12 protein-coding genes are annotated in these 14,269 nt (G+C 54.9%); 7 read left to right on the top strand and 5 right to left on the bottom strand.

From position 1 onward, the window contains the following. The first annotated feature begins 169 nt into the window (after positions 1–169). Genes MKY96_RS27145 through MKY96_RS27135 form a run of 3 tightly spaced genes read left to right on the top strand, consistent with a single transcriptional unit; the run spans position 170 to position 2,047 of the window. Positions 170–466: a helix-turn-helix domain-containing protein gene (locus MKY96_RS27145; protein ID WP_211721882.1), complete on the top strand. Its 297-nt coding sequence runs from the start codon at positions 170–172 to the stop codon at positions 464–466. Beyond that, a complete protein-coding gene (locus MKY96_RS27140) occupies positions 432–1,379 on the top strand; it encodes a DUF1861 family protein (RefSeq protein WP_340945253.1) in 948 nt (315 codons plus the stop codon). Before MKY96_RS27145 ends, MKY96_RS27140 begins: the two co-directional genes overlap by 35 nt. 56 nt (positions 1,380–1,435) lie before the next feature. Continuing rightward, the gene (locus tag MKY96_RS27135; RefSeq protein ID WP_340945251.1) at positions 1,436–2,047 is read left to right on the top strand and encodes a 50S ribosomal protein L25; all 612 of its coding nucleotides are present in this window, start codon (positions 1,436–1,438) and stop codon (positions 2,045–2,047) included. A gap of 175 nt (positions 2,048–2,222) precedes the next feature. Here MKY96_RS27135 and MKY96_RS27130 read toward each other — a convergent pair whose 3' ends face one another. Continuing rightward, positions 2,223–4,556, bottom strand: a complete 2,334-nt coding sequence (locus MKY96_RS27130) for a UvrD-helicase domain-containing protein (protein ID WP_340945249.1) — start codon at positions 4,554–4,556, stop codon at positions 2,223–2,225. Positions 4,557–4,649: 93 nt separating this feature from the next. Continuing rightward, on the bottom strand, positions 4,650–5,120 hold the full coding sequence (locus MKY96_RS27125) for an Imm30 family immunity protein (protein ID WP_340945246.1): 471 nt from the start codon (positions 5,118–5,120) through the stop codon (positions 4,650–4,652). A 136-nt stretch (positions 5,121–5,256) separates the two neighbouring features. Here MKY96_RS27125 and MKY96_RS27120 point away from each other — a divergent pair, with 136 nt between their 5' ends. Continuing rightward, the gene (locus tag MKY96_RS27120; protein WP_340945244.1) at positions 5,257–5,382 is read left to right on the top strand and encodes a hypothetical protein; all 126 of its coding nucleotides are present in this window, start codon (positions 5,257–5,259) and stop codon (positions 5,380–5,382) included. 37 nt (positions 5,383–5,419) lie between these two features. Here MKY96_RS27120 and MKY96_RS27115 read toward each other — a convergent pair whose 3' ends face one another. Beyond that, the gene (locus MKY96_RS27115; RefSeq protein ID WP_340945242.1) at positions 5,420–6,289 is read right to left on the bottom strand and encodes a Cof-type HAD-IIB family hydrolase; all 870 of its coding nucleotides are present in this window, start codon (positions 6,287–6,289) and stop codon (positions 5,420–5,422) included. A gap of 297 nt (positions 6,290–6,586) precedes the next feature. Here MKY96_RS27115 and MKY96_RS27110 point away from each other — a divergent pair, with 297 nt between their 5' ends. Beyond that, entirely contained in the window at positions 6,587–7,828 is a 1,242-nt protein-coding gene (locus MKY96_RS27110; RefSeq protein WP_340945240.1) for a DUF445 domain-containing protein, read from the top strand. A 406-nt stretch (positions 7,829–8,234) separates the two neighbouring features. Here the strand turns inward: MKY96_RS27110 and MKY96_RS27105 are convergent, their stop codons facing one another. Together MKY96_RS27105 and MKY96_RS27100 are read right to left on the bottom strand one after the other, a co-directional pair. Next, entirely contained in the window at positions 8,235–9,341 is a 1,107-nt protein-coding gene (locus MKY96_RS27105; protein WP_340945239.1) for a glycosyltransferase family 4 protein, read from the bottom strand. 103 nt (positions 9,342–9,444) lie between these two features. Continuing rightward, on the bottom strand, positions 9,445–10,269 hold the full coding sequence (locus MKY96_RS27100) for a hypothetical protein (RefSeq protein WP_340945238.1): 825 nt from the start codon (positions 10,267–10,269) through the stop codon (positions 9,445–9,447). Between the two features lie 302 nt (positions 10,270–10,571). On the opposite strand from MKY96_RS27100, the gene MKY96_RS27095 reads away from it, so the two are divergent. Beyond that, positions 10,572–13,598: a PAS domain-containing protein gene (locus MKY96_RS27095; protein ID WP_340945237.1), complete on the top strand. Its 3,027-nt coding sequence runs from the start codon at positions 10,572–10,574 to the stop codon at positions 13,596–13,598. Beyond that, complete coding sequence (locus MKY96_RS27090) at positions 13,595–14,206, top strand: C39 family peptidase (RefSeq protein ID WP_340945236.1); 612 nt, start codon at positions 13,595–13,597, stop codon at positions 14,204–14,206. The genes MKY96_RS27095 and MKY96_RS27090 overlap by 4 nt, the downstream gene beginning before the upstream one ends. Positions 14,207–14,269 lie beyond the last annotated feature (63 nt).

The raw sequence follows: 14,269 nt of genomic DNA, 5'->3' as shown, positions 1-14,269 counted from the left end.
TTGGGGACAAAAAAAGAAAATAAAGCGGGCTTTATTTTCCGGAGATGAGTGGTATAAAATTTTGTTTCTGCAAATCATTTCCTGCCCAAACTATAACATGACCATTTAATCTTGTCAATTTATTGACTCCCTTGAAATCACCGGATATAGTGATGTAGGAGGTGTATGGATGCCAGTCATACGCAGTAAATTGAGTGAGGTTATGGAGAAGCATGACCCGAAATTATCGATTCGCAAGCTAGCGAAGGACATTAATTACCATTTCGATTCCGTCCGGCGGATGTACAAAGACGAGATGGTACAGTATCCCCGGGATCTGCTGCTGAAGCTGTGTACGTATTTCAATATTCAGCCCGGAGAATTGATCCGGATGGAATCCGATGAGAATGACTGGGACATAGATAAGACAAATGAATATGAGGAGGAAGGCAATGACAAGGAGCCCGGCGAAGACAGCAACCTGTAATGAACTACTGGATACCTTTTATGCCAATCTCCGTACCGTGCACGTGGAGAAGCTAGTCTTCTCCGGTGTGGGCGGGCGTGATGTCTACAATATAACGGCTCCGTTTCTGCATGACGGGGAGGAAGTGATCTTGGGAAGAGTTGAGGAACGGGATAGCGAGTTCTCTCAAGTCTTCTTTTTTACATCCGGCGAGGATGGTGTATGGGTTCCCCGTGCGCATACCCATACCTATAATCTGCAGGACCCTTGCGTAACCCGCGTCAAAGGAGAATTGATTGTCGGCGGAGTTGAGGTGATTACGGCTGGGGATAAGCCGCCCAAGATAGTCTCCTGGGTTACCCAGTTCTACCGGGGATACCGGATCGACTCGCTGCACCACTTCTCCTCCGGTCCGGAGCTGATGAAGGATATCCGGCTGATTGAGCTTCAGGATGGCAGAATCGGCGTACTGACCAGACCGCAGGGAGACCGGGGCGGCAGAGGACAGATTGGCTTCACCATTATTGATTCACTGGAGGAGCTGCATGAACAGACCTTCCTGGAGGCGGAGATTCTGCAGCATCAGTTCGTGCCGGAAGAGTGGGGCGGAGCCAATGAAGCCCATCTGCTTAAGAATGGCCATGTGGGGGTACTTGGACATATTGCCTGCTTCGACCCTCTGGGGAAGAAGCATTATTACGCTATGGTCTTCTCGCTTAATCCGGACACCTTCGAGACAACTCCGGTCAAAATCATTGCGGCCCGCAGCGATTTTCCGGTCGGCCCGGGTAAACGGCCTGATCTGCAGGATGTGATCTTCAGCGGCGGACTGGTACGCGGGACGGCCGGCCGGGCGGTGTTGTCTGTAGGCGTCAGCGATGCAGAAGCCTACAGAATTGAGCTTCCTGATCCTTTTGCCGAATACGAAGTGTAATGTTACTGGTTTGACTAGATTCTATGGTCATGGTACACTTTGTTTGACAAGAATTTATGGTCAAAGAGAGCGGGAACCAAGCAATGGGTATATTCATTCAACTAAACAATCGTACATCGGAAACAAAGTCCAACCTGAATGTGGCAAGAAAGCAGGGCCGCATCCCGGCTGTACTGTACGGGATTGGTAAAGATACACTCAGTCTTGAAGTGAACGAGAAGGAACTGCTGGAGATGCTGAGAACGAATCCGCGGGCAATTCTACAGGCGAAGCTGTCAGATGGAACGACCCTTCCGGTAGTGGTTCAGCACATTCAGAAGCAGTCGATGTCCGGTAAAGTGCTGCATATCGATTTTCAGCATGTGAACATGAGCATCAGCATGGACAGCAAGGTGACCATTCATTTTGCAGGCGAAGCTGTTGGCGTCAAAGAAGGCGGCGTACTGCAGGTGGAAATCTATGAAGTAGAGGTCCGCTGTATGCCGGGCGATCTGCCTACTTCCATGGAAGTGGATATCAGCGGCCTGGCCATCGGCGACCAATTACTGGTGTCGGATCTGATCTTCAAGGATGGAATTGAAGTGCTGACCGATCCAAGTACTGTCATGATTCAGATCAAGACTGTACATGAAGAAGTTGAAGAACCGGTAGTAGTTACTCCGGCTTAAATACAGATTAACGAATAATAGCCCCTTCGGGCAGAACGTATTCGGAATTCATGAGGATATCATGACTCCGGTTACGTCTGCTGGAAGGGGCTTTTTGTTGAATTATAAGAATTTATATGCTTCACGCTATACATTATCCTGCTATTTCTCGCCGAAACGGCAGCCGAATATTCGCTTACACCGGGACTTCCCGGCTGCTCTGGCTCATCGGGGCGCTGCAGAGCGGACAGGGCTTCGAGGCCAGGTGATCCTCGGCGGCGCCCGCCTTCATCCGGGTCCAGCCCTTACAGGCTTTGCCGGTGCATGTCCAGACCGGGACGGTGTGTGTTCTGACTGCGGATGAACCCGTAGCGCTGCTGCGGGTAACAGGCGTTCTGACTCCGGCCGCCGGAGCTGATGTATACGGGCGGGCTGCCGAACGGAAGGCCGCGAGCATGAAGCGCGAGACCTCCGCTTTTTTGCCCCGATGTCTTGCAGGCGAGCTGATGAACAGCTCCTCCTTGGCCCGGGTAACGGCCACGTAGGCGAGCCGGCGCTCCTCCTCCAATGCGGCAATGCCCGCTTCGGCTGCGGCTCTTGCGGCAGCCGTGCTGATCACCTTGACGGAGGCCTTCGCTGGCTTGCGGTCCTTGGCGCGGTCCTCCTCCAGCGCGGAGCTATGCGGCAGAATTCCCTCTGAGGCTCCGATCAGGAAGACGACGGGGAACTCCAGCCCTTTGGATTTGTGGATGGTCATCAGCGCCACCCGGTTGCCTTGCTCCTTCAGCCCCGGTTGCCGGTTCTGCTCGTTACGCTCCGTTACGTTGTCGATGAATTCGAGGAACAGCGGAATTGTAGCGAACCGCTCCGCCGATGCTTCCAGCTCATCCAGCATTTCTTTCAACGTCTCCCGGTGTAGCGTAGCCTGATGGCGCTCGCTGCCTTCAATGAAATAATCATAGAATACCGTGCGGATCTGGCGGATCGCCTGCACCGGCGTCAGCTCCCGCAGGCCGCGGATCAGGTCCAGCCGCTCGCGCAGCTTGACGCCCTTGAAATCCTCCATGCCCGGCATGGACAGCAGATGAATAAGCGGGCCCTGCTTCGCCTGTACCGCCTCCATGCGCCGGATATGCTCCATACCCTTGTCCCGGCTCATGTACAGCGTCGGCAGAATATTCTCCATGGCGGCGAAGTCCCTGCGGTTAACCGACAGGCGCAGGTGATCCAGCACTGGAGAGATCAGCCAATGCTCATAGAGCAGCTGGCCTTCCCCGTAATCAATATAAGGAATATCGCGCAGCAGCAGCAGCTCCAGGACCGCCCGGTTGCTGCTTGTTGCGCGGTATAACAGGGCGAAATCACGGTATTCCCTGGCTCCGCTCTGAGTTTCACGCTCAATATGCTCCACAATCTGTCCAGCCTCGTCATCTGCTGTCTGCGGACGCAGATAACGGGGCGGCAGACCGTTGCTGCGGAACGCCTGCAGCGTCTTGTCGCGTCGCCGTGAGTTATGGCGGATGATGCCGTTGCCCAGCCCGATGATCGCCGGACCGGATCGGTAGTTGATATCCAGCGTGATCACCTTGGCCTGCGGATACAGCTTCTCGAACTCCAGGATGAACTCGCTGCGGGCACCGTTGAAGGAGTAGATCGTCTGGTCATCGTCGCCGACCACCATCAGATTATCCTGCGGAGCAGCAACCATCTTCACCAGCTCATATTGCAGCGCATTCGTATCCTGGAACTCATCAACCATCACATATTGATACTGCTGCTGCAGCTCCCGCAGCAGCGCCGGCTGTTCCCGGAGCATCTGGTAGGCGAGCAGCAGGACATCGTCGAAATCGATCTTGAAATGATCGGTCTTCCACTGCTCGTACAGAGCCAGGATGGCCTTCATCTCCTTCTCAGCCTCGGTCGTCTCCGGCAGCTGCCCGGGCAAGCCCATGTTCATCTTGCAGGCGGAGAGCAGACTGAGCAGATTCTCCGGCGGATAGGCATCCTTCGGCAGTCCCAGCTCGCGCATAATCTGCTTCAGCAGAATATGCTGGCGGCGGGTCTCGTGGAAAATATCCTGCCGCAGCCCTTGCCGCCGCAGGAAATATAGAAAGAACGAGTGGAACGTACGCGCCTGCAGGCGCGCAGCATCCCCCTCGTTCACCCCAGGCAGCAGGGCGATCCGCCCGCGCATCTCTGCTGCTGCCTTACTGGAGAAGGTTAGCAGCAGCAGGCGTCCGGGGGCGATGCCGCGCACAGACAGCAAATACCCGGTTCTGCAGATCAGCACCGAGGTTTTGCCGGAGCCCGCTCCCGCCAGCGTCAGCAGCGGTCCGAGATGATGCCGCACCGCTGAGATCTGCGGAGGATTGAGCAGAATACCGCCGGCCTCCAGCCGCCTGAAATAAGCGGCATCGCTGTCCCCCGGCTGTACCGTCTCCCGGCTTGTCCGGGCTGAGGCTACCTCCGCCTGGGGTATATGCTCACCGCTGGCTCCCAGCGGGATATTATGGTATATAAGCTTGTTCATTAAGTTCACCTTTGTTTGTTTCTGAATGCGTGATCAGCCATGCAATTTTGGCCAGTATACACTATACCATTCCGCACTCTTTTCTGCACGGGGCTATCTCCCGGATGCATTCAGCTTGGCGAGAATGGAATTCACCCTGCGCTCGTATAGCCGGGGCTGATCCTCCTTGATCTCCTCCAGCAGGAAGGCCAGACACTGCCGTATTCTTGGCGGCATGCGCACAGCGATCTCAGCGTAATCCTTGCGGTAGCGGTCGTCCTGGAGAATTCGTTGATTCAGCACAATCGCCCAGTTGCGGGCATGCTCCAGCATCTCGGGCAGCGACTCCAGCAGCTGGGTGAGGTACATCTCCATCTGGACACTCTCTACAAAATGAACAAGGCTGAACATCACCTCTTCCTGCTCGGTATCATCGTCGAATACTTTGAAAATCTGGTGAATGACGGCATCCTCCGTATCACCGGCCAGACCCTCCAGTGCCAGATCGAACTGCTCGCATTCCAGCTCGGTGCGCAGCAGCCGGTTCTCATATAACCGGGCAATCCCGGGGTATAGATGGTTCATAGAATAACTCCTCCCAGCAGGAAATAACGCCATTTATCATAAAGTCCATTTTTTGACAGATGAGGATAATATATTGGACAAAGGACTAGCTGATTATAACAGATGTACAAGTAGAAGTGAGGTATGGAGGGATATCATGTTTATTCCGGTTCTGATGGAATTAACCAATGCCGAACGGTTGACGCTCATTCTATATCTGGCAGTCAACCTGGGCGCCATCTCATTATTATGCTTTCGGCGCTCGGGAACCGACCGCCGCTAACAGGAACAGCCTTCATGCGAAGGCTGTTTTGCTGTCGCTACGCTTGTTCCTTATCCAGAAGATGCCGCAGTCCTGCCGCTACACCATTCTCCGTATTACTTGATGTAATGAAGTCGGCGGTCTGCTTCAGAACGGGTGCGGCATTCTCCATGGCAATCTTGTACCCTGCCATCTCGAACATAGGCAGATCATTGTAGCTGTCGCCCATGACCGCCACTTGCTCCGCAGGAATCCCGTAGTGGGCAGCGAGCCTGCTTACACCGGCACCCTTATTCGCTTCCTTATGATTGATCTCGATATTGTTGACATGCGATGCGGTAATAATCAGTCCGGGAATGGCGGCGAACCGCACAGAGACTTCCTTCAGCAGCTCACGGTTCAGCGAGAAGACCAGGGTCTTATAGATCAGATTCTCTTCCTTGCTCCAGACGTCCTCCATCTTCTCCACGTAAGTTACCGCTGCCTGCTGGAACTGCTGATCAACCATCGCCTGTAGCAGCCAAGCCAATTCCTCAGGAACCTCAGTGTCCTTATGAGTAGCCAGCTTTTCCAGCTGTACCCGCTTGTCCAGCTCTACATATACGTTATCCTCTGTGTATACCTCGTAGTACAATTCAGGAACTTCATTCATCCAGCGCAGTGCGGGGATAATATCCTCTTTATTCAGCGGAGTGCTTGCCGCCACCGTCCGGTCAGCAAGCGTGATCACAGCACCGTTAAGACTCACCACAGGGCACTCCAGATCAGCCAGCCGCAGCTGCCGCTCAGCGTCCATATAGGACCGGCCTGTAGCAATAATCACGATATGCCCCAGACGCTGTGCGTGAAGAATAGCCTCTTTGTTCTCCCTGCTGATTTCGCCCTCCGCATTGAGCAGTGTTCCGTCCATATCCAGTGCAATAAGCATGAGATTGATCTCCTGTTCTATCTATTTATTGTAGGTTCCCCTGCAAGGCTGCGTATGCTTTGCCTGTATTTTATCATTATTTATCGGGAAACTAAAAATTAAAGTGTTCATCTATAAGATTGCAGTATAGATTGGCCGCTGCATGCAGCGTGACGGATTTTCAGAAAAGTGTGCTCACGTGGTACAATGAAAGGCAGACCTAGAGCGTGACTGCCTGGTTCGTCTGCTGAATACGAATGGGACGATGCCCGGGGTGCAAGCGGCTTGGGGTCGCTATGTAAGGGGGAAAAGATACTGATGAAATCCAGAAATTTAGCTACGATCTCTCTGGCCATTATGGCCTGCGGCTTTCTGTTCACGTTGTTTCTGCCGGAGAATCTGGCAGTTATTCTGCTGAGAGGGGGCTTCGAGGCAGGGCTGGTCGGAGGAATAGCCGACTGGTTTGCCGTGACGGCGCTGTTCCGCCATCCGCTGGGCCTTAGAATTCCGCATACCTCGCTGCTGCTGAAGAACCGGGATAAGCTGATCCAGTCTCTGATCTCTGCGATGGAGAATGAACTGCTGAATAAGGAGAGCATTGAGAATAAGCTGCGCACATTCAATATAATCTCGCTCGGAGCCACCGTACTGACCCGGTTCTTCTCCAGAAAGAAAGCGCGGCAGGAAGTGCTGGAGCAGCTGAAGGGCTTCGTACTGCGGCTTCCGGTAGAGCAGGCCGTTCCGTATATTCAATCGGCAGCGGCAAGCTACCTGCGTGAAGCTAAGCTCGGAGTTGCCGCAGACACCATTGCCACCAGTCTGATGAATGAGGGCAAGGATATTGCCGCTCTTGATTTTGCGCTGGAGGGGATCTCCGCCTGGAGTGGACGCCCGGAGACGCGGGCCATGCTGGGCAAGATCGCCAGTGAGAAGCTGGCTGAGGTCAAGCTTGGCGGACTGAAGGGAATGGCCTTCCAGGCCTTCGTCGGGTTCGTGGATGCCGATATGCTGGGGGAAATGCTCCAGGGTATGGTGCAGTCTACGATCCGTGACTTTAAGGAAGAAGATAGCCCCTACCGGGAGGAAGTCATCCGGGAGATCCGGGTGGCTCTGTTCCAGCTGCTGAGCGATGAAGCACGGATTGCCTCGCTGAAGAATTGGGCGCTGAATGAGCTTCAAGGGGAAGCGGCCGCCGCATTTGTACTGCAGCAGCTGCAAGGGCTGCGCGGCAAGGCGGTTACGCTGCTGGAAGAGGACCGGGTCCGGGGCGGGCGCAGGCTGTTCTCGATATATGCCCTACTTGTCCGGCGGGTTAGCCAGGAGAAGGAATGGATTCAGACATCAGAGGACCGGATTCGCGGTACGCTAATCTCCTTCGTGGAAGCTAATCATTACCGGATCGGGCAACTGGTCAAGGAGAACCTGGATCAGATGGACGATGCCGCTCTGGTCAATATGCTGGAGGAGAAGGTCGGCAAGGATCTGCAGTGGATTCGTGTCAACGGTGCCGTCTGCGGCTTTGTGGTCGGGCTGGGGCTTACCGTGATCCAGCTGATCTGATCATCGCAAGACCAGGAATTCATAGAGGCAGCAAGGCAGCCTCCGGGCCGTCCGTGAAGACGGAGACCGGGAGGAGGCTTTGCTGCCTCTTTCATAAGCAAGAGTCTTGATCATTAACATAACGATGCACCCTTTCTACAGCGAATAATAGGTTGTAGGGGGTTGCCAATATCTCGGTGGCTTACTGTATAGTGCATTTGTTTAATGGTAACGCTTACACGTGTAGTATATTATAAACTCCGGCTGCATCCTGCGAGAAGGATCAACACAAATCCGTATTACACATTGTCGCATCCTGACCGGACTTACAGTCCGGTGCTGTCCGCCCTCCAGGAAAGTATTTCAAGGTTAAGCGTTGTGCCCTTCGTTAACCGGAGGAGCCCTCAAGAAGAAAGCTTCCCCCTGGTTAACGTGAAGGCACCAGCTTCAGATAAATATTCTCCAGCAGCTCTGCGGTATGCTGCCATTCATACATATGCAGCGTATCGCTTCTTCCCTGCAGTCCGATCCTTGCGGCGAGCTCAGGATTGCGGCCGATCTGCAGCATACGGCTGGCAAAAGCAGCGGGGTTCCTGTACTGCTTCACCAGATAGCCGTTATGACCCGAATCGATAATCTCCCGGATTCCGCCGTTGCTGGAGGCGATCACCGGCAGTCCCGAGGCCATAGCCTCCACATTCACCAGCCCGAAGGATTCATGCTGCTGGGAGGGGCAGATCAAGCAGTCGGCAGCCTGGTACAGACTGTGGATATCCTTATGGGGGATATTTCCAAGAAAGGCTACCTGTACACCCAGCCGCCGGGCAAGGGCTCTCAGTTGCCGGAGATACGGCGGCTTCCCCCTGCCTGCGATCAGCAGCCGGGCAGGCATATGCCGGTTCAGGCGGTGCATGGCCCGGAGCAGAATGGGAACCCCCTTGCGCGGAATGACCCGGCCTACGAACAGGACCGTGAAGCCGGGACCAAGGCCATACACCGTGCGCAGACGCATCTTCTCCTGTGTTGATGCCGGGGTGAAGCGTGACAGGTCTGCTCCCAGGGGAACCACGCGAAGCTTGCTGCGAATGCCTGGGAACCTCCGGATAAGCCGCTGCTCCAGGGAGCTGCTGTTGGCTGTGACGGCATCGGCCATGGCCAGGCTGCGGGCGATACCGGGCTCCTGCGGCACGAACGTGAGAGAGTGAAGGAATGCCAGCACCGGAGTGCCGGGGTGCTGCCGCTTCACAGCAGCTACGAGCCGCGGCCGGTTATCGATCTGGATGAGATCGAACGGCTCGGCTGCTTCCAGGAACATAAGAACGGAGCTGCGGTACCGGGAAGGGGTGCCTGAGGGCAGCCGGATGAACTGGACCTGCTCGAGCTCATCCGTGTCAGGAAGCCCGGCGGCTCTGCGGCTTACGATGGTTACCTTATGTCTCTTGGCCAGCCGCCGGGCGATATTCCAGATGCAAATCTCTACAGAGCCGTCGCCCGGAACCGTGAACTGCTCCGGTGCAATCATGCAGATGTGCATTGTGGCCGCTCCTCCCGTTGCATAGTAGATAGGGTTCTTAACCTAACATATGCGTTCAGGCGTGCAGAAGACACAGGAGTAAGTAGTGGGCGTCGTCTGCGGCTTAGCTGCCTGTCTGTCTAAGGGTGGCGGCAATAACTCCGGCAATCGTCTGCTCATACTCCAGGATCTTCAGCTTCCCCGCCGCGATCTGCTTGTACCCGGAGACCATAGAGGATAAGGATTGTCCGGTGAGAGCCGGATTCTGCTTGCGGATGGCCGCCTTGAAGTCGCTCCAGTCTGCCGTTAGCCGCTTGTTCAGTGCAGAGACTGCGCTTTTCTGTGATTTGATTAAGCTTTGCGGTCTGTCAATGCCCGCCAGGGTCTTGCGGGCAGCGGCCATCCGGCGGGTACGGGTATCCTTGGCGGCCTTGAGCAGCGCTTCCTTGTCGCGGATCTCCTGGCGGGCCATTTGGACCAGCAGCTTCATGGCTTCCGACTGGGCCTTCAGGACGGAGTTCAGCGTCTTGTCCTTCAGTCCCTTGAGCAGGGAGATCCGCTTGTTCAGCGCGCTGTATTGATCGAACAGCGGCTGATAACGCTGCTTGGCACTGCTGACGGCGGTGCTCAGCTTGGTGATGGAGGCCTGGTCTATATTCTTGATGGACTCCCGGACTGCATTCAGCGCCTCTGTATTCTGATCATGAAGCGTCCTGATCTGCACCTCCCGGCTGTCATACCCGGCAGACAGGACGGTCAGCTCAGTGAACTGGCTCTTCATCCGGGCGCGGGCAGTGCTGTCTGCCTTAGCAGCAGTCAGATCAAAGGAAGCCTGAACCGATGAGGTAATCACCGTTGCTGCTGCCGAAGCCGGACCGGCCGGGAAGCTGAGGGCGAGGGCAATCAAGAGGGATAGCAGCAGACAACTGGGCTTGTACAGATTATTCATTACATTCCTCCGCTTGTCTTCATGTCCCGCAGCACAAAGAAAGCACCCGCAGTAAAGGCCAACAGGCCTCTATTACGGGTGCTTCCGGCGTAATGAGTCACGAAGATAGTTTTGCTTTTTATTATAGATATAATATCTTAATTTTGTCAATATTATCAATTTTAACTTATGCGAATCAAGGGGGAGGACCTTCATTTCATTCCGTGACGGTCTTATCGTATACTGTGAAGGAAGAACGTCAAGGGAAGCACAACAGAGGGTCAGCAGAAGCGCCAGCCCCAAAATGAAGGAGGCCTTAGGTGATGGATAACCTGGCTAGGAATAACAGCATTCTCGATCAAGCCTTCCAGTTATCTCCGGTGGGGATGGCTGTATTGTCTCCGGAAGGAGGCAGATGGATGAAGATTAATCCTGCTTTTTGCAATATGCTGGGCTGCACTGAGCCTGAATTTCTCTCAGGGACTCTATCGGGGGCCGGCCGGGACCTGCAGGAAGAATTCTCTATTCAGCGAATCGGGACAGAGCTTGCACAGCGGCAGGGACAGCCTCTCCAGGTGGAGCAGCGGTTCTCCGGCAGTGACGGGAAGCCGTCCTGGCTCTCCCTGACCTTCATCTATGCGGAAGAGGAGCCTTCCAGCCGGACCGTTATTGTATATGCACAGGATGTAACAGACCGCAAAATTGCTGACCAGCTGACCGTAGACAGCCGCGATCTGTACAATTTATTCATAAAAGACGATCAGAGTATGATCTCCTTCTCCCTGCCCGACGGGACGATAACCTTCATATCGCCGTCCTCCTATTCCCAGATCGGATACCATCCGGAGGAGATCGTCGGCAGGAACCGCGCCGATTTCTATCACCTGGAGGATGTTGAAGCCATCAACAGCTCCGGCAGCCTGCTGAAGAACAATATCTCCATCCGCCGCCTGCGCCATAAGGAGGGCCATTATCTGTGGTTCGAGACATCCTTCCATGTGGTCCGCGGCGATAAGGGTGAAATCACTCGGATTATGGGGATCGGGCGTAATGTTACACGGCGCAAAGCTAGCGAGGAGGCCCTTGCGTCCGCGCAGCGGGTGGCGCGAATAGGCTCATGGGGCTGGGATCTGGTGAAGGGCAGAATCACGTTCTCCGACGAACTGCGGCGTATTCTGCAATATAGTGTGGAGACAGGCCAAGTGAATCAGGAGGCCTTCCTGGCACTGGTCCATCCGGAAGATATCAGGATTCTGCAGGAGGCCGTAGAACGGGCTATGGGACTAGGGGAGCCGGGGAATACGGCTTACCGGATGATTTTGCCGGATGGGGAGGTCGTGATGGTGCATGTCCAGTGGGATGTCATCCTGGGACCGGAGGGCCAGCCAGCCCAGCTGTTCGGCATGATGCAGGATATTACGGAGCGTATGCATATGGAGGAGCAGCTGCGGGAGAGTGAACGGAATTTCCGGCTGATGTCGGAGAACTCCCTTGACCTGATCTCGCGCCATGCGATTAAGGACAGTATCTTCCTGTATTGCTCACCGGCCAGCCGTTCGCTGCTCGGTTATGAGCCTGAGGAGATGATCGGCACCAGTGCCTACGATTACCTGCATCCTGATGATCTGGAGATGATTCTGAATCAGATGGCGGAGAGCGTGGATTCGGGATTGATTCCGCCGGCCTCCTACCGCTACCGGCACAAGAACGGAACATATATATGGTTTGAGACGAACAGCCGGTATATTTTTGACGCGCAGGGCCGGAAGACGGAGATTATTGCCGTAGGCCGTGACATTACTGAACGCAAGCAATTCGAATCGAAGCTGCAGGAGAACGAGCAACGCTACAAATCCCTGTTCGAGTATAATCCTGCGGCGGTATATTCCATGAATCTGCAGGGGGATTACCTGACGGCAAATGCCAATCTGGAGAAGCTGACCGGCTACTCGCTGGAGGAGCTGCTGGGGAATTATTTCGGACCGCTGGTGGCTGAGAAGGATATCCAGAAGACGCTGCATCATTTCACCCTGGCCAGCCAGGGGGAGCCGCAGAGCTATGATCTGACGCTGATCCACAAAGACGGGCATCCGGTGGAGATCAATACGATTAATATTCCAATCGTTGTGGATCATCAGGTGGTTGGGGTATATGGGATCTCCCGCGATATTACGGATCATATCAGGTACACGGAGCAGATTGAGAAGCTGAGCAATGATTATACCCTGATTCTCAATGCCGTGTCCGAAGGGATATTTGGTCTGGACAACGAGGGGCGGGTCACCTTTATTAATCCTGCGGGGGCGCATATGCTGGGCTTCGAATGTGATGAGATTACCGGGCATCCTTACCTGGACCCCATCCAGCAGACCGCGCTTGACGGCAACCATTATCGGCCGGAGGAGTCTCCGCTGATGCGGGCAGTCCGGGCAGGAGAAGCCCATCAGAGCCTGGATGCGGTGCTGTGGCGCAAGGACGGCTCCAGCTTCCTGGCCGAGTACCAGGTTACCCCGCTGTTCGACAAGGGTGAGCGCAAGGGAGCGGTTGTCGTCTTCCGTGACACTACCGGGGAGAAGGAGATTATCAGAGCCAAGGAGCTGGCGGAGAAGGCGGACCAGGCCAAATCGGAATTTCTCGCCGTCATGAGCCATGAGCTGCGTACACCGATGAACGGAATAATGGGCATGACCGATCTGCTGAGTGAGACGGAATTGACGGAAGAACAGCGGGGGTATACCCAGATTATCAGCGAGAGCAGTGCATCCCTGTTATATATTCTTAATGAAATTCTGGATTTCAGCAAAATCGAAGCCGGTAAAATGACGCTTACCCGCGAGCCGGTAAGTCTGGCGGAATTACTCGACAATATCACGGAACTGTTCATACCGAAGGCCCGTGAAAAGAATATTGAGCTGTCCTGCCGCATGGCTGCGGATGTGCCGGAGCTGATCATGGGAGATGCGGCCCGGCTGCGCCAGGTGCTGGTGAATCTCGTCAGCAATGCCGTGAAATTCACCGAGACGGGACAGGTCTCCATTCTGCTCAGCAGAGAATATAGCAGGGATCGCAAGAAGCTGACGCTTAAATTCAGCGTGGCCGATACAGGGATAGGAATCCCTTCGGAGAAGCAGCCGCTACTGTTCCAGTCCTTCTCGCAGCTGCACCCGTCCATTAACCGCAAGTATGGGGGAACCGGATTGGGACTGGCCATCTGCAAAAAGCTGGTGGAGCTGATGGGCGGTGCCATCACGGTCGAGAGTGTCGTCGGGGAAGGATCTGATTTCTATTTTATCCTGCCTGTAGATATGGAACTGGATCTGGAGCATTTCAGCCATAAGGTATCCCTATGAGCCGGAGGCCTTCTGGTGAGCGATTGAAGGCGAAGGCGTATACACAGTGGGAGACAGGCGTAGCCTCGCCTTCCTCAGCCTGCGGGCCGGCGACCATGGCTGCCCTCCTGGAATATTGGCATTCGCATAAGGGCCGGACGTTTATTCCGGGTATCCGTCATTTTGATTCCATGGCCGCGCACATCAATTACATCTACACCCATCATGGCGGGACGCCCTGGGGCATGAGCGCACGCAGCTTTGTCAGAGGCCTCCGGGCGTACATCGGTGCAGCCCTGCCGCCTTTAAGTCACCGCTCTGACCTGATTAAGATATCCGTGTTCAATGATATCGGGCGCTACCAGGCCGAGATTGATGCCGGGCGTCCGGTTGCGCTCAAATTCGACAAGTGGTTCAGCCTCCGCTGGCGGGGCAGATATGCGTATGACTATCATTGGGTGCTGGGAATCGGCTATGAGGATGAGGAGGACGGCTCCTGCAAGCTGGTTGTCCATGACAACGGGGTGCAGCATCCGGGCGGCGGTTATACGCCGGGCAGAGAACGGCAGATCTCCTATTCAGCCAATAAAAAAATACTTACGATGGTGTCGCTCGACCTGCCGGAATAATAATCCTCCTATTCTCGCTGAAACGGTCCCGTCCTTTAAAAGGACGGCCAAGCCGTTTCCACT

The sequence above is a fragment of the Paenibacillus sp. FSL R7-0302 genome (assembly GCF_038006885.1).
Classification (GTDB): Bacteria; Bacillota; Bacilli; order Paenibacillales; family Paenibacillaceae; genus Paenibacillus_AQ.
The sequence above is the reverse complement of the archived record's forward strand: the minus strand, read 5'-3'. Positions and strand labels throughout refer to the sequence as shown.